We start from the raw sequence: 19,362 nt of genomic DNA, 5'->3' as shown, positions 1-19,362 counted from the left end.
GATAAATGTATGCCTACTTTCCTTCTTTACTTTCTTTGAAGGATACCGGCCACAAATATTGCACATGTTCCTCCATCTTTTTAGTTAGTCTGAGCAAATCTGTATTGCTCTTGACAGCTCCGGTGCCGTTACCCTCAATATCCGTAAGTTGACCGTAATCCTTCTTAAACCTTACGATTGTCATAGTATTATCCCGGGCTGTCGTAAGCTGCTCGAAAGTCTCATTATCAACGATTATAATAAATCTGTGGTGCTCTGTATAACGGGTATAACCAAGCCAGCTGTTGGTTTCGTAGTGTACAGGCAACGTCCGTCCTCCGATGTCGACACTGGTTAAGTCCTTAAATTTGCTGATAGTGGAGAGCGTTCCCTTTCCTTCCTTCATTTTCGGCATCGCAGGCAGCGGATCGGAAATGGCAATGTCGTCCGTATTGCGCGCTTCTCTGAACAGTCCCAGGCTCACCATTTCTTCTGCAGTTGTCTGATTCAGAATTAGTGTCCCCACTTCAGATTCGTCTTGCTTAATTTTTGCCTCTTTAACGGTGTACGTATACACCTTCTTGATCTCGTTCCCATGCTCCTGGACCACAGCTTCAAGCTCCTGTTTCTCCCCCACCAGCAGCAAACCGTTTCTCGGAGCAGCCATTTTGTCTGACTTGGGAAAAACCCCGAGCAGCACAATGCTTATTAACACTAACAATAGGATAATCAACAATAGGATAATCCCTTTTTTCATAATTATTTCCTCCCCTTTTCTTATAGATGGCAACTATTGCTCCGTCTTCCCATTCTCCATATGAATCATATAACGCCAGCGGGCCACCAGAAAATACACGATCTGCACTAGTGTGAACGATATTAAGATGGCAGCCCCTCCCTTGAAGACGGAATAGTCCACCAGTTGCTGCAGCGCGGTAAATGCCACCGTACTATGAATAAGGGCCATTATCAGCGGTACGAAAAACATAAATGACAGTTGGAGGGTGACGATCCTGCTCAGCTCCTTTCGGCTAAGGCCAACCTTTGAAATCATCTGGTACTGAACCCGATCCCGCTCCAGATCCGTATAGAGGCGCAGATAAAGAAAGCTTGCGGCAAAGGTGAAAAACACGATTCCCACCAGCACGCTTATGATCAGAATGAGTCCGTTCTGCTGCTTGGATTTGAGCCATTCCAGAACGAGCGGCTCCGCAAAATAGAATGGATTGCCATTCTGCCACGGAATCGCATCTTTCAGCCTGTTCGCGACCTCCCTTGTCTCAGGCCAATTGTCTATCAAAAAGACGATTTCCCGTCCCTCTCCTGCCTCCCAGTCCTGAAGGGGAAGACGGTCATACAAGGCGTCTGTCGTCACGATAGTGGCTTTTCCTATATCAGATACCACCAAATGCGGCACGTTTTTTACAATTTGCAGTTTTTTATCTACATCCCCAGCCACCACATCGATTTCGGAAGTGAGCCCTCTTTTTTCTTCAAAATCTCTTTTCTGCGCATATGTTGTAGGGATGGCGATCGCCTGCTTATCGCTGTCCAAGGTATTAACGGGATAACCGAACGCCTTGAGTAGACTGTTGTAATCGCTCAAGCGCATCACGGTCAGGCCATTCTCGGTATATTTAATGGAAAAGCTTCCGGTCCGGTAAGTGAAGCCCGCTTGGTTCAGCTCCGCCTCAATGAGGTTAAGGTGATCTTCCTTCTTTTCGTTGCCAGGATCGGAATGATAGCGAAATGCAAACGGGTTGGTCATCTCCGTCAGTCCCGGATTGCCAAGAGCTATAGTGGTCCCCATTCCTGTAAACGCGACTGCCGTAATGACCGCCACCATAAAAAACATTGTCGCATTGTCTTTCATTCGGTACGATAGCTCGGAAAATGTAATGATATTCGTCTTTTTAAAGAAGAGTCGGCGCTTCCCCTTCAAGTCCCTAATCCAATACACGCTGAACTGGGTGAACAGAAAATAAGTGCCCGTCACAGAAAGAGCGACAATTAGAAACAGCAAAAGAAATGAAAAGTTGCGCTCGATAACAAAGTAAAAGGCAAGCCCGTAACCGGATGTTATTAACAAGGCTGCCAGCCATGACAACCCTTTTGAAGCTCTCGGTTCCGGCTTCGGCTTATCCTCCCCCTTCAGCAGCTCCACCAACTCTTTGGTTTTGACCAATCGGGAAGTGAACCAGGAAATGAGTAGAAACAGCAACACATATACAAGGGCGGTCAGACCAATCGCTTTCAGCGGGAAATAGAAATCTAAGTCCTTCTCAATGGCCAGCATGGTAGCGCTGATCAACAGGATCAGCTTGGTGAACACAAGGCCGACCGCAATACCCGCGGCGATTGAGATAATCCCGATCACCATATTTTCCATAAAGACCATCCGGATTTGCTGTTTCGGAGAAAGCCCATGGATCATCAAAATGCCGAATTCCTTCTTGCGCATCTTCAGAAACGAGCCGACCGAATAGAGCAGAAACAGAAACGAGAATACAAAAATGAGTATCTGAGAGATCGTCATACCCATCTTGCTCAAGGCGGCGATCGTTTCACTGGTTGAAGCCAGTTCACCTTGAAGCTGAGGATGAAACAAGAGCATGGCATAGGTAAAGAAAATCATGACCGAAAATGCGCTACTCAAAAAATGGCCGAGATACAAACGTTTGTTGCGATAAACATTATGGAAGGCGAGCTTACGAAAGGTCATACCGGTGTCCTCCCAACAATGACAGCACATTGATAATATTCTGATAAAATACAGCCCGGTTCTCCCCCGCATGAATTTCGTTATAGAGCTTGCCGTCTTTAATGAAAATTACCCTATCGCAATAGCTTGCCGCCATGGCGTCATGGGTGACGAGCATCATGGTCGCGCCTTGTTTTTTGTTCAGTTCGGTCAGTAAATCCATAACATCACGGGCGGCCTTGGAATCCAGGTTTCCTGTTGGTTCGTCGGCCAGAATGAGCGCCGGACTGTGAATCAGAGCGCGGCCGACCGCCGTCCGCTGTGCTTGTCCGCCTGAAATTTCGTAGGTTCGGTTGTTTAAGATGGCCTGAATTCCCAGCTTCTCCGCCATCTGTTCAACCCGCTCTCTAATCTCATCTGGATCAACTCCGTCGAGAGCAAGAGGCAACGCCATGTTCTCCGCGACAGTCAAGGTATTCAGGAGGTTAAAGAACTGAAAGACAAAACCGAGCTTGCGGCGGCGGAACAGCGCTAGTCTCTCCGCATCAAGCAGATGCGGCTGCTCTCCTTCAATCCATAAGCTTCCCGTAGTTGGGGAATCAATGGTCGAGATGACGTTTAAGAGTGTTGTCTTTCCACTGCCTGAAGGCCCCATCACCCCTACAATTTCTCCTTTATTTATCGTCAGATTAATATCCGTAAGAGCCTCGTGGCTTACTTTCCCTTTATAAATCTTACTGAGTTCCTTCACATGAAGCACTTCCATAAAAGCATTCTCCTTTCTCGTTGTGTCTTAAGTATAATATCAGTATGCTCTTGCAAAGTATCGTTAAGCCTTTCACTAGTCTTACATTTTTGTAAGATAACAAAAAAGATGAATACGTTTATCGTATTCATCCGCTAGCCCGAAGCATACGGGAAGGTAAGATGCACTGTGGTGCCAGTTCCCACTCCCGATTCTATATGAATTTGGTGATTCAGCTTTTGCACAACCTTTTGGACCAGATAGAGACCCATTCCGGTTGATTCCTTAAAGCTTCTGCCGTTCTCTCCGGTGAAAAATGGCCGAAATACCCGGTCAATATCTTGTTTCGGAATTCCCACTCCCCTGTCTTTTACCTCGAGAACGATGGATCGGTCAGACTGGAAGGCAGAAATCCTCACTGTTTGGTGGCTGCCCGCAGAAAACTTAATCGCATTGGACAACAGCTGCTGCAGGATGAATCGGAGCCATTTGGCGTCTGTTTCCACGGTTAAGCCGGCATCCACAAGGTTCTCCGGATAAACCTGACTGCGGATAAACAGACGTTTATAATCCGTCACCACTTCGTCTACCGTCTTGTGTAGCTCCACTTGTTCCACGTGGAAATCTTGCTCGAACGTCTCCAGCCGTGACATATACAGGACCATCTCCAGACCTTTCCTTATCCGTTCGGCCTCTTCAGATATACTGTCCATTTCCTCGTTGTCAGACTCCTGGGTCAGCAGCTCAATCACAGATAGAGGAGTCTTCATCTGGTGAACCCATTGATTCATAAATTCAAGCCGTTCCGCCTGCTCACGTTCCCAATTCCTCATCTGTTGCCGGGACTTTCGGTATTGGTGATCCAACAGTTCATCCAGTGCACGGGATAAGACTGCGGAACCTGCCTGTCCGGGCGTTTCAAAGATATCCACGCCCGGCTCTGACAATCGTCTATAGAATCCGCGAAGCGTGAAATACTGAACGGTCAGATAGACAGACATAATCAAAATGCTCAGAAAGGCGGCATACAAGGCGATGCCTAGATGATCATAGCCGTCAAACCAGAACACCATTAAGACCACGGCCAATTGTACAAGTAGGAATCCTATTAGCATTAGGTGCGACCTCAGAAACAACTTCATCTAGACTCCTTCTTCCATATCGGCGACAGTCGGTAGCCTGCGCCCCGAACCGACTCCAGCGCATTGACGATGCCTAGCTCTTGTAGCTTCTTGCGTGTGCGAGTAATATTGACACTGAGCGTATTTTCTTCCACATAGGACTGTTCATCCCACAGCTTCTCCAAAATAATTTCTCTACTCACCAGGCGCGGACTGCGGACAAGCAGCAATTCGAGTAAAACGGCCTCTTTTTTGGTCAGCAGCACACTCAGGGTGTCCAGTCTCAGCTCCAACCTCTCCGGAAACAGTACAAGACCCTCCAGCTTCACCTGCCGCTCCTCCGTCTTGTTCGCATAGTCTCCATAGACCCGCCGCAGTTGGCTGCGAATCTTGGCAATGACCACTTCGTAAGAAAATGGTTTGGTGATATAATCATCTGCCCCGTGTTCGAGGGCCATTATCTGATCCATGGTACCGCTTCTCGCGGAAATGCAGATGATGGGGCAAGTGGAGACGGAACGGATCTGCCTGCACCAGTAATAGCCGTCATAACTAGGGAGATTAATGTCAATGAGAACAAGACTGGGATCAATTTGCTTGAACAGATCCAAAACATTCTCGAAATCTTTCACCATAATGCTCTCATCACCATACTTATCAATATGAGATCCAAGGAGCTCAGCTATTTTGGGATCGTCTTCCACGATCATGATTTTATGCAAATAAACAAGCCTCCTTTTAAAGGCGTTTTTCTTCACTGTTTATTGTACCCCGCTTCACCTCCGTGGTCAAAAAAGGCTGCCCTACTTCGCCTAAAAGAGCAAGCCATGGAGGATTGTAAATAACTATAATGATAAAAAAATCGATTAAAACAGGTCTTTCATTAATCTCTCCTTGACGAACCACCTGCCCACTTTATATACCTTATGGTGTATCCCAGAAGCGAGCAATTTCTCCATTGATGGTCAGTATTACTAATTTTTGTTAGGATATTGTTTTACATAAAAAGAGCGCATATCTTGTTAAAGATATGCACCCATGGGGTATGACCAAAGAAACCCTTAGCGCTGATTAACCAACAACGTTCGATATTACTTCGATATTCCCTTGAGTTGCTTTGGCATAAGGACAAACATTATGAGCTTCTGCAACGATTTCCACAGCCACGCTAGTTTCTACGCCTTTAATTGCAATGTCCATAGTAATGGCTAGTACATAGCCGTCGTTCGCATCCTTGCCAAGCGTAACATGAGAATCAATTGTTATACCTTCTGCTTTAATATTCTTTTTTCTAAGAATAGTGCCCATCGCACCTTGGAAGCATGCGGCAAATCCTGCAGCGAACAGTTGCTCCGGATTGGTGCCAGCTCCGTTGCCCCCTAATTCCTTGGGATATCTCAAGTCCACATTAAGATTCCCATCGCTGGAAACAGCTTTGCCATCTCTTCCGCCTTGAACATTTACTGTAGCCTTGTACAATTCCTTTTCGATTTTCATCATTTTGAAACTCTCCTTTTATTACTGATTTATTTTTACCGCTTGGGAGGCCCTCGGAAACTGAAAGTCCGATCTGCGCGGGTTTCGACACCACTTTTTCCATCCGAACAACAGCTTAACTTGTGTAATTGGCCATGTTCCCATATCGTGTGATTTTGATTTCTCACTAAGGATTAGTATATACTCGTTGTGAGTTGATTAACCGACAACGTTTGAGATTACTTCGATATTTCCACTAGTTGCTTTGGCATAAGGGCAAACCTTATGAGCTTCCGCAACGATTTCCTCCGCCACGCTGGTTTCTACGCCTTTAACAGTGATGTCCATAGTAATGGCCAGTGCATAGCCGTCGTTCGCATCCTTGCCGAGCGTAACATGTGAATCAATGTTTATACCGTCTGCTTTGATATTCTTGTTTCTAAGAACAGTACCCATCGCACCTTGGAAGCATGCTGCAAATCCTGCAGCGAATAATTGTTCCGGATTGGTCCCAGCTCCGCTACCCCCTAATTCCTTTGGATATCTCAAGTCAACATTAAGATTCCCATCGCTGGAAACTGCTTTGCCATCTCTTCCACCTTGAACATTTACTGTAGCCTTATACAATTCCTTTTCAATTTTCATCATTTTTGAAACGCTCCTTTTATTACTGAATTTTTTTATTTTGTTCATACTGGTGACCGTATCTTTACGTGCAAGTTAAGCTAAAAATTTTTGAACGAACGTTCAAAAATAATTAAAAAAAACAATCAAAATAACCCTAGTCGTTAAATTGACGCTCGTAGTGGAGTTGCTCCTCCGCCAACGACGATTTCTATCCCCTGTACATATGAAAATCGTCAGAAGTGAGGAACAACATTGGTAATTTCCTCTGATCGGCCGACCATACGTTTAAGTGGAATCCTTACCCATCATTCCAATACCAACATATTCATGTCAATAATATGGTCTAATTTTTCACTGTCCGATATAGTCTTAGCCATAACGCGGAGTCCAATTATTGCATTATTAAAATAATGAGACAACCACTCAGCGTTGAGGGTCTCGGAAAGTTCTCCCGATTGCTGACCTTCTAAAATAAGGTTGTGTATTAACTGTTCCGCTTTGGCCCAACCCAGAAGAACATAATCTCTTGACTCAGAATCATGTTTTGCCAACTCAACCGCGGTATTTACGGCAAAGCAACCATGTTCCTGGTGGGTCGCCATTTCAAGCATCATTCGTATTGCTTTCTTGGCAGAACGGGTATTTACCATTTGACGCTTAACCGGATGGGTAACCTTTTGTTCAAACATTTCTATATAGCGCTTTAATGCTGTGACATACAAGGTATGTTTATCTGTATAGGTATCATACAGGCTCCCTTTATGAATCCCCAAATGGGAGACCAGCTCCTGGATGGATGTCTTCTCATAGCCTTGTTCCCAGAATAAAAGCATAGCTTTTAGTAAAACGGCATCTTCATCAAATTCCTTTCTCCTAGCCAATGTATGTGCTTCCCTCCTTTCAATGTAAATTTAGCATATTTAGAACGTACGGTCAAGAATTTTTTGACCGAACGATCTAAAATGGAATTGTCATGTAATTCACATGAAATGATGGAGAATCCAGTTGCTATTGGAGACAAAAATCCTGTAATAAACCATACTTATTTCATAACTCTAATCTCTCCTATTCTCTTCACCCTTTATGAATTTGGGAGATATACCTAACCAAAAACTTACTAACTAGAAGGTGAGTTTCCCTCAAAAATTTTTGATGGTACTACCTGTATAGGAAACAAACGGTCAGGGGTAATCATTTTTCAGTTGCTATATTCCCCATTGCAATTGAAATTCTATTCCAGCTATTGATTTGATTGATAATTAGAACAAGGTCAATATATTGTCGCTCGTCAAAATGTTCCCGTACACGCTGATATAGATCATCCGGCACACGTTTTGTAGGGATCAAAGTCACGCACTCTGTTAATTCAAGAGCTACTTTTTCTGAATCAGTGTAAAACGTGCACTCTCTCCAAGCACTAATACAATATAACCGTTGTTCCGTTTCTCCCATTTTTCTAGCATCTGCTGTATGCATGTTAATGCAAAATGCACAACCATTTATTTGAGAAGCCCTAATTTTTATAAGTTCACGAAGTTTACGGTCTATACCTGTAGTTTTCGTATACTTTTCCATTTCCATCATTATTTTCATTGCTTCTGGTGCCAGTTTGTAATAATCAATTCTTTGTTCCAATATTATTCCCTCCTTAAAATACTTAATCAATATTTAATTTAACATTAGGTAGAACGTCAATTGCGGATAGCATCAATCGCCGACTGATACTATCCATAATAAGGCGCATCGTTAATTATGTCAAACCACTTTTAATGTTAATTAATACCAAACGTATATGTTTGACAAGGTAATAAAAAATTTCTAAGATAAATTAAATAGTCTCATTTATGAAGAAGGTGTTCTTAATGCAGTATAGTATTGGAGTTGAGTATGCACTTCACTGCCTTGTCTATTTAATTGATAATCCAGAGGATTCGCCCATTGGCATAAAGGAACTTTCCCATTTTCAAGGGATTTCTGAAACATACCTATCAAAGATTTTTAGTAAATTATCTAAGGATGGTATTGTAAGTTCAGTGCCTGGAGTTAAGGGTGGTTATAAACTTGCTAAATCTCCAGAAGCAATTTCCTTTTGGGATGTAATTGAAGCAGTTGAAGGTCCTAAGCCTATTTTTCAATGTAAAAATATTAAAGATAATGGTTATCTGTATAGAGAGAAAATCTGCTCTATAGGCAACTCATCTTGCACTATCAATTTAGTTATGCTCTCTGCGGAAGAAACTATGCGTGAATACTTGCGTGGCAAATCGCTGTCATGGTTAAAGGTTGAGTTGGAGCATGTCTTACCTAAACAAATACGTGAAGAAACTCGGAAATATTTTTCGAAGAGCAACCTATAAAAAAACCTCTCAAGAAATTCCTTAATTAATTGGAATTTTGGGAGGTTTGTTCTTTTTTAAAAAAACGCAACTTCTGTTTTTTCTATTAATAAAATCCATCCTCAACTCATTCATGTTAGATACGATGTCTTATGAATAATCCATGTCCATTTTGTTTTGCAGGTATTTAGTACTTTTGTGTCACTCGTCAGAAGAGACATGTTCATGAAAACCTTGTCCCGAGCAAACAGACGATCACTTAAAGCATCCTTTGGGTAAGTTGGTTGTAAATATACGTTCAATATTCAAAATTTCAAGGATAGATAATCACCTTTCTTGAGTTTCATACACTGTTACAATCACACCATCGATATTGTTACCTGAAATCTCATAACGAAGATTGGCAGGTACATTAATGGTCGTATTATTAGTAATAGGATAATATGAAATCTTATATTTTCCCCCATTTATCCTAGCAGAAATGGTTTTTTCTTCTTTAAGGTATTCCATATATTCTTCCAAAACGAAATTCATTTCTTTCATAATCGCGCTATGAGGGAAACCAACATAGCGGATGTGCCACGGTTCATTTTGAATTCCTGTTATGTCCGTTTTATCCTCTGGATAGCGTAAAATGAACCCGTATTTCCAAGCGTTTTCTTCTATCCACTTTCCTTCTGGTGCATCACCCATCTTCATTTGTGTAGACCCTACATCAAGCGCTAAGCCCAGATTGTGTTCGCTATGGCCTGGTGGCAAGGCCCAGGCAGAACCCAAATCCTGATAAAGTACACTTTGCTCCTCGAAGTCTCGAAAGCCACTTGTAATGGCGAAATGTTGAAGACCATCCTTTTCTGCAGCAGCAACCATCTCTGAGAACTTATGTGCAATATACTCTGACAAATAAATGTCACTACCTAACAACACGTATCCTTGTGCCAATTCATAGTTTGCAGATAGATTGACAACGTCAGATCTAATACTCTCTTGGTGAACCGGATATTCACTGTTGACCAATAGCAGATTTCCCTGATAGATTTGTTCTGCTGCAATCTCTTTTTGAATTTCTTCAGTAGTCCCTCTATCCTCTTTATCATTTTCAAATTGATCAAAATGATGTATTTCTACTTTTGGTTCAAAAAAAGGTTCAATATAAACGAAAGTTAACCCCAAGCAAATTAATAATAAAAAGCCCCACTTCTTCATTCTTCAGTTTCCTCCTTACTCTTCCTTGCTCTAAGAATAGGAAAAACTATTTAAAAAAAGAGTAGGGTAATTATTAAATTTTCCTTAAATCCTGTACTTACAGCTAGTATTCATTAATTTGTTCACTTTCCTTTGGTAAACGAACTTCAAAAACTGTCTTGATGACATTGCTTTCAACAGTGATGGTTCCATTATGCTGCTCCACAATATTCTTCGCAATGAACAAGCCAAGACCCGTGCTATCTTCTTGATGCGTTCGGGCTTTGTCACCGGTATAGAACATTTCAAAGATATGTGGGAGTTCATCCGGAGGAATGCTATCTCCATAATTCACAACTTGAACGACCACTTCATCTGCATCAATTGTGCCGTTTATATCGACATACTGACCTTCATATCCATAACGAATAGCATTGGTTAAAAGATTTTCAAACACACGTGCTATCAATTCTCCATCTCCAAAAATGGGTAAATGAGGTGTACTATCCATGCGAGCAATTAAAGAATTCTTTTTGAATGACGGGTACAATTCTTCCTTTAATTGATTAAGCAGGTCAGTTAAATTAATTTTCTTTTTTTCAACCGGAAGCATACCATAGTTCATTCTAGTTATTTCGAATAATTCATCAATGAGCCTTTCTAAACGTTGAGATTTAGTAAAGGCAATGGTTAAAAAATGTCTGACTTGCTCTTTAGTCAAGCCCTCATCCTTAAGGATCAAATCCAAATATCCTAACACAGAGGTAAGCGGAGTCCGCAAATCATGAGCTAGATTTACGACCAATTGATCCTTGCTGCTTTCCGAAAAATCTCCTCTTTCTACAGCTTGTTTCAATTTTTCACTTGCCAAATTAATATCATGGGCAATTTCTCGAAATTCATCATTTGTTTTGATTTGAATTTGATGGGAAAAGTCTCCCCGAGAGAGATAATGGATACCGATTGAAATCTCGTTAAAATAGCTAGAATATCTCTTCGTTAGTAAGTAAAAGAACATGAACGATAGCGGGATAAATAGTAGTAAAAAGACGTTAATGTCACCAAATTGCTTCATCATTTTCCGATAATATTCCAGTCGGTCACCATACTGGACATTCGCGTGATAATAGAATTGGAGTGATTTAAAGACTATAAACGTTATAATTCCGGCTAAAATCATACTTAAACCAAATAATAGTACCATCTTTGAACGAAAGCTGCGCATCACTTTACCCATTGAATGTATACCCTACTCCCCATACTGTCTTAATCCATTTTTCTTTCCGTTTATCTTCTTCAAGTTTTTTCCGAAGCGTACGAATGTGAACCATAACAGTATTGCCACCTTCAAAATATGCTTCATCCCACACCTGCTGAAAAATATTTTCCACACTAAAAACCTTCTTTGGATGACTCGCAAGTAAATACAAAATATCAAACTCTTTCGGTGTAAGCTCGATACTTTCACCATATAGGGTTACTGTTCGCTGATCAGGAGTAATCACTAACCCGCCATATTCTATAAAGGCTTTATTATCTGTTTTCGGCTGATTTAGCTTCATAAAACGCCGGAGCTGAGCATTTACACGGGCAACCAATTCTATCGGGGTGAATGGTTTAATCATATAATCATCTGCTCCAATGACCAAGCCTTGTACTTTATCGAAATCAGATGTTTTAGCACTCAAAAAGATGATGGGCATATTATGCTGTTGGCGAATGTGGCGGGTTGCTTCATATCCATCCATTTTCGGCATCATAATATCCAAAATCAGCAAATCAATGACCTGAGTCTCTACAACACGAACAGCCTCTTGTCCATCTGATGCTTTAATCACATGGTAGCCTTCTTTTTCTAAATGGATGGCAATCAGATCAGCAATTTCCCCATCATCATCAGCTATTAAAATTGATAAGCGTTTCATTGATTTCCCTCCTATGTAAAGTGATATTCACTAAATATCCATCAAGCCTTATGAAGCTGGACCCCACCAAAAATTCGTTGTTGGTAGGGATGCTTCATCATCATGATATGAATATTCGTGGCAGCTTTTTGAATAATTAGGGCTTTAAAGTACTTTTATTATTATTCATTTATCAATGAATAGTGTGGAATGCGTCGGTAGAAATCATTATGTTATTTTTTCTATAACAATACTCTTTGGAAAAATTATTCCAAAGTGATATAACGACAATGAGAACCCTTATTTCCTACTCTTCATCCACTACAAGTTATGAGAAAACCTTCAATTGTAATAACTTTCACCTTCAAGTGTGATAGTTTAAAAGAAATTTCTAAAATATTTAATGGGAGAAATCTTAACTTTTTCTTAAAATAATATTAAATTGTGCCTAAAAATATGAGATCCTGTGATTCACAAGTAAAGAGGTATTGCATAATTTAAAGTTGACCCAAATTTTACTTAAAAGGAATGAACAATTATGGGAACAACTATGGATTATACCTCTCCTTCTGTCCAATTTTTTTACGATGTGACCAAGAGCAATTCTTTCAAGAAAAACAGTGAAAATTATATAAATGTTCTGGGCGTGGGACAGTTAAATACCCTGGATAATATTTCACTGCTTGATATTTTTCTCAGCAAAGATAATATTATTGAGCCTCACTACCATCAAAATGCTGCGGAGCTCGTGTATTGCATATCGGGTTCAGCCGTAATATCGTTGTTGAATCCTTTTACAAAAGTCATCCATAACTACAGGGTTACCCCTGGCCAGGTGGTCAATATCCCTCAAGGCTGGTGGCACTATGAAATTGCGACAGTTGACGATACTCATTTACTGGCGATATTCAATGCACCGACTCCGGAAGTAATTCTGGGATCTGATATTTTAGCCTTAACACCAGCAAATATTATGGCACATTCGTATTGTCTGGATGAGAACCAATGGAAAAAAGTCGTCTCCCCTATTAAACCAAACACTTTTATTGGGCCGCCACTAGACTGTGTTAGAAATAGAAATAATAGACAAATTAATCCTGGATACTTGTCGCAATATCACTATCCTTATCCTAATTATTATTGTTATCCAGTACGACGGTAAATGAATGTTTAGTTGGCTGGCGTTTTCAAATTTCCATTATTCTGGATTTCAACATGGACATTCATATCCATTTTCATATTCGGGTAGTAGCGGGAGCGCCAGTCTTTAAGATTTTTTCTTGGTATCTCCATTCTGAATAGCTGCCCAATGCCAAGAATATCAGCTTGTGTGGATTGCACGGTTGAGAACATTCGTTCGAACCTTTCGGTTAGGAGCGCTTCCAAATCCTTTTTGATTTTAGATAGTGATGGATCCCCCCTCGTTTCCAGTAACATCACCTTCATATGGATGTTCGACTTTAAATGAGGCACATCATGATTCATGTAACTTTCATGGTGCATGGAGTTGGCTACAATAATGACACTTGCTTCTTTCAGCACTTCGATTTTTCCATGGGTGCTTTCACCTTGAAAAGCGTTGTATAAGAGTGTTTCGTCGGAAGAGATTTTCCCTACCATTCTCCCATTTTTTATCACGGCTGAACCTGATTGTTCAATTAAGGTAGTGCCTCCCATTTTTATTAACGGGATTGCAACATCCAGTGTATAGGAATGGATACTTCTATATACCTGCCATATCCTGGTCAAGGCTATCTGTGGTCCCCATCCTGCATTCTTTTCAAAACAATCCAATAAAATGGTACTATTTGACGCTTTACTCTGTTCCAATACGGAAAATAAATCATCCAAACTATCTTCACTTATGGCAACCAACGCTTTTGGGGAAACATCCCTTGAACGCATAAAGCCAGCAAACAGGTCCTTCACCCCAGCTTCTGCTAAATCACTGCTGATAACTATCACTTTGACATGGAGTAAATCTACGCTGCTTTCAATGTTCTTACTTAAATCATCCATCACTTGGTTGATAGTTTCCCCTACACCTGAAACTATTCTAATTTCCATGGAATCTTCCTTTGGTACCGGTATTTCCATGAATACTTTATAGCCATCTTCAGTTGACCCAATCCCTAGCACAACAGGCATCACTCTATGATTGATATCCTTATTATCCCAACAGCCACTCAGAGAAATAAATGACAGGAATAGAAGAAAAACCCACATGAACTTTTTATGCATGTTTTACCTCCCCTTTCTTTCCTGCGCCTGCTTTTCTAGCCTTTAAACCTAGTAGATAGATCGAAATCGGGACAGAGAACATTACATAGAACCTGAGAAAAGTATTCCAAAGAAAGAGTCTGCTTACGTCATTCCAATTTGGTATCAATAAACAGACAATATAAATGAAGATGGAAACAATTATAGTGAGATATGTGTGTTTGGCAGAAGGTATTCCCCGATGGAGAATACGCAGCAGTTTCCATAGAACAAGAGAGATGAAAAGCATGATAAACGTTATAAGGCTCATCAGAAAGAACATGGTAATCCTGTCAAACATTAGCCAATTTAGGTTTATGGAGTCAATAGAAGTTACGAAAGGGAATAAAAAAGTTGAAGCGGTTGCATCGCCAAATGTCAGGATTGGAATATAGACAGAAATTAAAAAACAAGGCACCAATAATAAAGCTGCAATCAAAACTATTTTACTTTTATAGGAGAAGTAGGGTTGAACAAACCCTAGAAATAAAAACCCTCCACCTATCGCAAAAAAGCTTTTCAAATACGAAGTGGTTGTCAGAAATTTGAATGATGTAGGCCATATAGGGAATAGATAATGCCAGTCCACATTCTGGAAAGATACCAGGAAAATAAAGAATATCAATGGAATGAATAGAAAGGTCAACAATAAACCGGTACGGAAAATGGCTTCCAATCCCCTTGATGCAAGATAGCTTGATATGAAAAGCAGGACTGCCATGACCGTCCATAAAGGGGTATTCGAAAGGAATACGATATTAATGATTTCGGAATATGCTCTTACCGATAAAATGATGGCAGCAAGAAAATAGAGGCTAACGGGGACTAAAAACAATATAACCATCCATTTTCCACCTTTTGAATAAATTTCGACAATATCCTGATTTTGAAATTCTTTGAGTCCGCTCATGTATATTGAAATGATGAAAATATGGACACTCACCCCTAATATGATCGGAAGCCAATGACCTTGGTCCGCGCTGGAAATGATATCATCGGAATACATGAAAAAAATAAGACTAAGATGTGTCAGGATATATGTACAGACAACGCTAAACGACTTATCCACCTTTTATGTCACCTTTCGAAAAATTGAAGTTGATAAATGGAACCCCGAGAGTTGTAATACTTGCATAGTAGCTGCAGACAAAGAATACCCCAACGAGAATTCCAAGCACACCAATGAAGGAAGCAAGGACCAATATCAAATACTTAAACAATCGGATAGAAGTTGAATGTTGAACACCGATGATGGTAGAGTTTGCGATGGTTGTAGCCGCAAGAATGATTATTAACAGGTTGCTGACTAATTTCGCTTCAACTGCTGCCTGTCCAAGAATAATTCCTCCCACCATTGTAATGGTAGGCCCGATGCTTTTTGGCAATCGGACACTTGCCTCTATAATCAATTCTAGTGTAATCAACATGAGAAGCGTTTCTACGAGTGCAGGATATGGAACTCCGTCTCTGCTTTCAGCGAGGGATAACGCCAATTCAATTCTGAGAACCTCGGGATTTACGGATACTAGGGCTACATATAACCCAGGAATGATCAAAGTTAACAAAGTTGCAGCTATCCTTAGAAATCTAATTGCTATCATGATAGGATATGGGAAATTTTCATCATTTTCAATGAAGAACATATCCTCCAATCGACCGGGAGTGATAAATGCATAAGGCAATCGATCGATAAACAATACCGCTCGGCCTCTTTCCAATGCATTGTTCGCCTCTTGTGGCAGTTCAGTGGTGGTGAAATGGCTGACTAGGCTCCAACGTGGGATTCCCATCAATCTGTTCAAATTTTGAAGGTTTTTTGGGTCTATGCCGATATTTTCTTTCAGACGTTTTTCCAATGTTTTAAGATAAGGTTTATTGGATCCTTCAAAGTAGATTAAGGAAACTTTTCTTGATTGTTCATTACCTAGAGTGAATGCTTTTATAAGCAGATTTTCTGACACAATCTGTTTTCGGATGATCCCTAGGTTTGTATCAAGATCCTCGTTAAAAGAACTTAAGCCACCTTGAAGTGTATTTTCATTCGTTGGAGCTTCAATACTGCGTGATAGCATTTTTGAAAAGGGATTTACCACAATGGCCCGGTCATGATAATTATGCAGTAGAATTACCAGTTTGCCTTCTAGTATGGAGGAAATGATAGCTTTTTTATCTTGGATAATATTTTCTCCCAACCCAAATAAAATGGAAGTGAACTGATTATCCATCCTCGTTTCATAGTTTAACCTTTCTTTTAGGCTGAAAAGTGTTTTCGGTACGTCCATTAAACTATTTAGTCCTAAAAAAATTAATTTTTCTTTACCAAAATCCTGATATATTTCAAAAAAGTCATCATTATTTTTTAAACCAGACGTAATCTCCTGCAAAGTCCCTTCCATCGTAAGGCGTACCTCCACATTTCCCATCAGTTTATTCCATTTTTCCCCATGAATGAAGAAATATGTATAACTCTTGTCTTCCTAAATCAATATGTGATTTTCTCCAACAAAAAAGGACTTCAGTAATAGATTACCAAAGTCCTTTTCTCACATTATTATTCAGGCAATACCTCATAAGCCATTTTTCTGATAATCTCTTCATGCTGCGGGTATTTCTCCAGTAATTCTGCCTGAGTGAACAATTCGAAGTCTTCAAAGACAAACCCAGGAGATACCATGCATCCAACCAATGAACACGAATTCTCTGCAGCAACAGACGAACCGAAAATTGCGTTTTTTGGTACTAAAACCTGTGGAGTCTCCCCTTTTTCCAAGTCCAATCCAAGCTTGTATTCCCTGTATTCTCCTGATTCATGGATTACATGGACAGAAAGTGAGCTTCCGCCATGGAAATACCACAGCTCGTCAGATTTAAGACGATGAAAATGGGATACATTTTTATCCGTCAGCAAGAAGTATATGCTGGAAAATAGGGTTCGCTGTCCATGGAAATCAGTGCTCAGCTCCCTATTTGTAATATTTTCATGTGATGTGAAGGTTTGTTTATAAAAGCCCCCCTCAGGATGCGGCTCCAGTTCAAGTTTTGTTACCCAATAATCAAGTGTTTCGATATGCATATCAATACTCCTTTCGTTATGTTGTTATCAATGAAGGGTGTCCAACAATTCAACTCCGATATTATCTGCATCCTCCCACTCATGAAAGACCTCCAAGTGCCAACCGTTAACGTTACGCTCCAGGCCTTGCTGCTCAATCCATGTATGTAATTCCCGATAAGCTTTTCTTATGTCATAGTTCGGTCCTCTGTACGTGGTGCTTGCATAGCTTTGGGAAGGGATGGTCAGTGTCACCATATCTGCGGGAATATCTTCAAACTCCTCCACTTCCACGCCAATCCAGTAGCCATCCTCTTCGTCTGAAGAAGGTTCCACTACAAATGCGCCATTCAATAGATGTGGATAGAGTACATGTTTAATTTCTTTCAATCTATCAGAAAGCCTTTTTGTCGCACGGGGTATTTCATATATGTACTTGTCACCTGCACACAGGACACGGAAGCCTACCAGTTTCATCTCGCCCAAATCCTTGATACCATTTTCATTATAGACGTTTTCGGTCACAATATCTCCCCCTCTTTTCTAAGCATGAATATATTCAATATTCGCCAAAAAACTCCAATTTCCTGCTTTTTTCCAATAGAAAATCCGGGAAGTTTTTCATACTCCCGGATTGCAGTTTTATTTTTGTATTACTTCATCTACTATTCCATACGATTTCGCTTCAGCTGCTGTCATAAAATTGTCACGGTCTGTATCCTTTGTCACTTTCTCTACAGGCTGCCCTGTCAGATCTGAAATCATCTGATTGATATCCTCTCTTAGCTTAAGGATTCTTCTGGCTGAGATCTCGATTTCCGTAGCCTGCCCCCTTGCTCCGCCCAAAGGTTGATGAATCATGATTTCACTATTTGGCAGTGCGAGCCGCTTCCCTTTCTTTCCGGCCATCAGTAAAAGTGCCCCAAATGATGCAGCCATTCCAATACAGATCGTTCTGACATCGGGTTTGATATAGTTCATGGTGTCCAGGATGGCAAAACCCGCAGTTGTGGAACCACCGGGGCTATTGATATAGATGGAAATATCCTTTTCGGGGTCGTCTGCTGCCAGAAATAGCAATTGTGCCACGACGCTGTTTGCTAATTGGTCGGTTATTTCATCTCCTATCATGATGATTCTGTCCTTCAATAGCCTTGAATAAATATCGTAAGACCTTTCCCCGTTATTCGAGTGTTCAATGACATATGGAATCATATTCATTGCAGATCCCTCCTTGTATACTATGCTGCACTTTGTAAGCTGCAAGAAGGAGTGTGTGTAAAACTAGAGCGGGAAGTAGTAATAGCCGTCTTCAAAGTTCTAAAGGAAGGCAGTTGCCTTATTAAAATGGATGGATCGGCACGGTGGATACTTTCATCCATAAGTTGAGCCATTTTGTTTGCCTCACCATCTAACCAAATGCAGTCAATCAAAGGTGTATCTACTTCGGTTTTCTCCTTATTTAACCGGTTTCTATAGCGGTGGACGATCGCTTTTACCGCTCCTTCCGTCAGATGAAGAAGCTCCGCGATTTCTTGGTTCTGATAATCGAACGCTTCTTTCAAAAAGAAGGTTACGGCCTGCTTTGGAGTCAGCTGTTTCAGCAGAAATTCATGAATGATGAAAGGGCCATCGAAAGTTGAAACTTTTGCATCTGATAATTCAGGCATTGCTTCCGACAAGTCCTCCCTCTTTCTTTTCCTCATGATATCCATCCATCGGTTAAAAGCTATTTTCTGTATCAGCCTCATACTGATTGTCGGATATTCTTTATAGGAGGATAACACCTTTGCGAACGTTTCCTGTGCCAGATCGTCGCCATCCCACCGGTTTCGCGTTAAATAGTGACAGTACCTTTGCAGGGAATGGTATTGTTCTATAAGCTTTGTTTCCACATTCTCCATCTATTACTCACTCCTTTTACACCACTCATCTATTAAACGTTTTGGAGGCCACAAAAGATATGGGGGGGTAAAA

General features: G+C 40.8%; 21 protein-coding genes. 2 read left to right on the top strand and 19 right to left on the bottom strand.

Annotated elements, in window-relative coordinates; translation table 11 throughout:
• Nucleotides 1–13: 13 nt before the first annotated feature.
• From ABN702_RS09240 to ABN702_RS09200, 9 genes are all read right to left on the bottom strand, one after another.
• On the bottom strand, nt 14–736 hold the full coding sequence (locus tag ABN702_RS09240; RefSeq protein WP_417900406.1) for a lipoprotein BA_5634 family protein: 723 nt from the start codon (nt 734–736) through the stop codon (nt 14–16).
• A 33-nt stretch (nt 737–769) separates the two neighbouring features.
• On the bottom strand, nt 770–2,701 hold the full coding sequence (locus tag ABN702_RS09235; RefSeq protein ID WP_417900405.1) for an FtsX-like permease family protein: 1,932 nt from the start codon (nt 2,699–2,701) through the stop codon (nt 770–772).
• A complete protein-coding gene (locus tag ABN702_RS09230) occupies nt 2,688–3,446 on the bottom strand; it encodes an ABC transporter ATP-binding protein (RefSeq protein ID WP_417900404.1) in 759 nt (252 codons plus the stop codon). The genes ABN702_RS09235 and ABN702_RS09230 overlap by 14 nt, the downstream gene beginning before the upstream one ends.
• Before the next feature lie 134 nt (nt 3,447–3,580).
• Nucleotides 3,581–4,567, bottom strand: a complete 987-nt coding sequence (locus ABN702_RS09225; protein ID WP_417900403.1) for a sensor histidine kinase — start codon at nt 4,565–4,567, stop codon at nt 3,581–3,583.
• Nucleotides 4,564–5,268 carry a response regulator gene (locus ABN702_RS09220; protein ID WP_417900402.1) on the bottom strand — a complete coding sequence of 235 codons (705 nt, stop codon included), beginning with the start codon at nt 5,266–5,268 and terminating at the stop codon, nt 4,564–4,566. The genes ABN702_RS09225 and ABN702_RS09220 overlap by 4 nt, the downstream gene beginning before the upstream one ends.
• A gap of 349 nt (nt 5,269–5,617) precedes the next feature.
• Complete coding sequence (locus ABN702_RS09215) at nt 5,618–6,046, bottom strand: organic hydroperoxide resistance protein (protein ID WP_417900401.1); 429 nt, start codon at nt 6,044–6,046, stop codon at nt 5,618–5,620.
• Nucleotides 6,047–6,241: 195 nt separating this feature from the next.
• Nucleotides 6,242–6,670 (bottom strand): organic hydroperoxide resistance protein, encoded by a 429-nt coding sequence (locus tag ABN702_RS09210; protein WP_417900400.1) that lies wholly within the window; start codon nt 6,668–6,670, stop codon nt 6,242–6,244.
• 284 nt (nt 6,671–6,954) lie between these two features.
• Nucleotides 6,955–7,530, bottom strand: a complete 576-nt coding sequence (locus ABN702_RS09205) for a TetR/AcrR family transcriptional regulator (protein ID WP_417900399.1) — start codon at nt 7,528–7,530, stop codon at nt 6,955–6,957.
• Between the two features lie 310 nt (nt 7,531–7,840).
• Nucleotides 7,841–8,284: a carboxymuconolactone decarboxylase family protein gene (locus ABN702_RS09200; RefSeq protein ID WP_417900398.1), complete on the bottom strand. Its 444-nt coding sequence runs from the start codon at nt 8,282–8,284 to the stop codon at nt 7,841–7,843.
• Between the two features lie 227 nt (nt 8,285–8,511).
• Here ABN702_RS09200 and ABN702_RS09195 point away from each other — a divergent pair, with 227 nt between their 5' ends.
• Nucleotides 8,512–9,006 (top strand): RrF2 family transcriptional regulator, encoded by a 495-nt coding sequence (locus tag ABN702_RS09195; RefSeq protein ID WP_417900397.1) that lies wholly within the window; start codon nt 8,512–8,514, stop codon nt 9,004–9,006.
• Between the two features lie 306 nt (nt 9,007–9,312).
• On the opposite strand, the gene vanY is transcribed toward ABN702_RS09195, so the two are convergent.
• The 3 genes from vanY to vanR form a co-directional block, all read right to left on the bottom strand.
• Nucleotides 9,313–10,191 carry a VanY-A/VanY-F/VanY-M family D-Ala-D-Ala carboxypeptidase gene (gene vanY / locus ABN702_RS09190; RefSeq protein WP_417900396.1) on the bottom strand — a complete coding sequence of 293 codons (879 nt, stop codon included), beginning with the start codon at nt 10,189–10,191 and terminating at the stop codon, nt 9,313–9,315.
• 103 nt (nt 10,192–10,294) lie between these two features.
• Nucleotides 10,295–11,407 carry a sensor histidine kinase gene (locus ABN702_RS09185; protein WP_417900395.1) on the bottom strand — a complete coding sequence of 371 codons (1,113 nt, stop codon included), beginning with the start codon at nt 11,405–11,407 and terminating at the stop codon, nt 10,295–10,297.
• Entirely contained in the window at nt 11,400–12,095 is a 696-nt protein-coding gene (vanR, locus tag ABN702_RS09180; protein WP_417900394.1) for a vancomycin resistance response regulator transcription factor, VanR-F/VanR-M family, read from the bottom strand. The genes ABN702_RS09185 and vanR overlap by 8 nt, the downstream gene beginning before the upstream one ends.
• Nucleotides 12,096–12,612: 517 nt before the next feature.
• Between vanR and ABN702_RS09175 the strand changes: the two genes are divergently transcribed.
• Entirely contained in the window at nt 12,613–13,236 is a 624-nt protein-coding gene (locus ABN702_RS09175) for a cupin domain-containing protein (RefSeq protein WP_417900393.1), read from the top strand.
• An 8-nt stretch (nt 13,237–13,244) separates the two neighbouring features.
• Here ABN702_RS09175 and ABN702_RS09170 read toward each other — a convergent pair whose 3' ends face one another.
• From ABN702_RS09170 to ABN702_RS09140, 7 genes are all read right to left on the bottom strand, one after another.
• On the bottom strand, nt 13,245–14,315 hold the full coding sequence (locus ABN702_RS09170; RefSeq protein WP_417900392.1) for a Ger(x)C family spore germination protein: 1,071 nt from the start codon (nt 14,313–14,315) through the stop codon (nt 13,245–13,247).
• Complete coding sequence (locus tag ABN702_RS09165) at nt 14,308–15,402, bottom strand: GerAB/ArcD/ProY family transporter (RefSeq protein ID WP_417900391.1); 1,095 nt, start codon at nt 15,400–15,402, stop codon at nt 14,308–14,310. Before ABN702_RS09165 ends, ABN702_RS09170 begins: the two co-directional genes overlap by 8 nt.
• Nucleotides 15,395–16,729 carry a spore germination protein gene (locus ABN702_RS09160; protein ID WP_417900390.1) on the bottom strand — a complete coding sequence of 445 codons (1,335 nt, stop codon included), beginning with the start codon at nt 16,727–16,729 and terminating at the stop codon, nt 15,395–15,397. Before ABN702_RS09160 ends, ABN702_RS09165 begins: the two co-directional genes overlap by 8 nt.
• Nucleotides 16,730–16,884: 155 nt before the next feature.
• Nucleotides 16,885–17,406: a cupin domain-containing protein gene (locus tag ABN702_RS09155; protein ID WP_417900389.1), complete on the bottom strand. Its 522-nt coding sequence runs from the start codon at nt 17,404–17,406 to the stop codon at nt 16,885–16,887.
• A 27-nt stretch (nt 17,407–17,433) separates the two neighbouring features.
• Complete coding sequence (locus tag ABN702_RS09150; protein ID WP_417900388.1) at nt 17,434–17,910, bottom strand: GyrI-like domain-containing protein; 477 nt, start codon at nt 17,908–17,910, stop codon at nt 17,434–17,436.
• A 117-nt stretch (nt 17,911–18,027) separates the two neighbouring features.
• The gene (gene clpP, locus ABN702_RS09145; protein WP_417900387.1) at nt 18,028–18,606 is read right to left on the bottom strand and encodes an ATP-dependent Clp endopeptidase proteolytic subunit ClpP; all 579 of its coding nucleotides are present in this window, start codon (nt 18,604–18,606) and stop codon (nt 18,028–18,030) included.
• 20 nt (nt 18,607–18,626) lie between these two features.
• A complete protein-coding gene (locus tag ABN702_RS09140; RefSeq protein WP_417900386.1) occupies nt 18,627–19,289 on the bottom strand; it encodes a sigma factor-like helix-turn-helix DNA-binding protein in 663 nt (220 codons plus the stop codon).
• Between the last annotated feature and the right edge of the window lie 73 nt (nt 19,290–19,362).

Origin of the sequence: Bacillus haimaensis, from assembly GCF_048270625.1 — a bacterium.
Lineage (GTDB): Bacteria > Bacillota > Bacilli > Bacillales > Bacillaceae_I > Sutcliffiella_A > Sutcliffiella_A haimaensis.
The sequence above is the reverse complement of the archived record's forward strand: the minus strand, read 5'-3'. Positions and strand labels throughout refer to the sequence as shown.

Excerpts from the sequence above, each read along its gene's own strand:
- ABN702_RS09175 (WP_417900393.1), top strand. The coding sequence starts at position 12,613 with ATGGGAACAACTATGGATTATACCTCTCCTTCTGTCCAATTTTTTTAC.
- ABN702_RS09240 (WP_417900406.1), bottom strand. The coding sequence starts at position 736 with ATGAAAAAAGGGATTATCCTATTGTTGATTATCCTATTGTTAGTGTTA.
- vanY (WP_417900396.1), bottom strand. The coding sequence starts at position 10,191 with ATGAAGAAGTGGGGCTTTTTATTATTAATTTGCTTGGGGTTAACTTTC.
- ABN702_RS09225 (WP_417900403.1), bottom strand. The coding sequence starts at position 4,567 with ATGAAGTTGTTTCTGAGGTCGCACCTAATGCTAATAGGATTCCTACTT.
- ABN702_RS09210 (WP_417900400.1), bottom strand. The coding sequence starts at position 6,670 with ATGATGAAAATTGAAAAGGAATTGTATAAGGCTACAGTAAATGTTCAA.
- ABN702_RS09155 (WP_417900389.1), bottom strand. The coding sequence starts at position 17,406 with ATGCATATCGAAACACTTGATTATTGGGTAACAAAACTTGAACTGGAG.
- ABN702_RS09170 (WP_417900392.1), bottom strand. The coding sequence starts at position 14,315 with ATGCATAAAAAGTTCATGTGGGTTTTTCTTCTATTCCTGTCATTTATT.
- ABN702_RS09140 (WP_417900386.1), bottom strand. The coding sequence starts at position 19,289 with ATGGAGAATGTGGAAACAAAGCTTATAGAACAATACCATTCCCTGCAA.
- ABN702_RS09160 (WP_417900390.1), bottom strand. The coding sequence starts at position 16,729 with ATGGAAGGGACTTTGCAGGAGATTACGTCTGGTTTAAAAAATAATGAT.
- ABN702_RS09235 (WP_417900405.1), bottom strand. The coding sequence starts at position 2,701 with ATGACCTTTCGTAAGCTCGCCTTCCATAATGTTTATCGCAACAAACGT.
- clpP (WP_417900387.1), bottom strand. The coding sequence starts at position 18,606 with ATGAATATGATTCCATATGTCATTGAACACTCGAATAACGGGGAAAGG.
- vanR (WP_417900394.1), bottom strand. The coding sequence starts at position 12,095 with ATGAAACGCTTATCAATTTTAATAGCTGATGATGATGGGGAAATTGCT.
- ABN702_RS09195 (WP_417900397.1), top strand. The coding sequence starts at position 8,512 with ATGCAGTATAGTATTGGAGTTGAGTATGCACTTCACTGCCTTGTCTAT.
- ABN702_RS09215 (WP_417900401.1), bottom strand. The coding sequence starts at position 6,046 with ATGATGAAAATCGAAAAGGAATTGTACAAGGCTACAGTAAATGTTCAA.
- ABN702_RS09230 (WP_417900404.1), bottom strand. The coding sequence starts at position 3,446 with ATGGAAGTGCTTCATGTGAAGGAACTCAGTAAGATTTATAAAGGGAAA.
- ABN702_RS09185 (WP_417900395.1), bottom strand. The coding sequence starts at position 11,407 with ATGGGTAAAGTGATGCGCAGCTTTCGTTCAAAGATGGTACTATTATTT.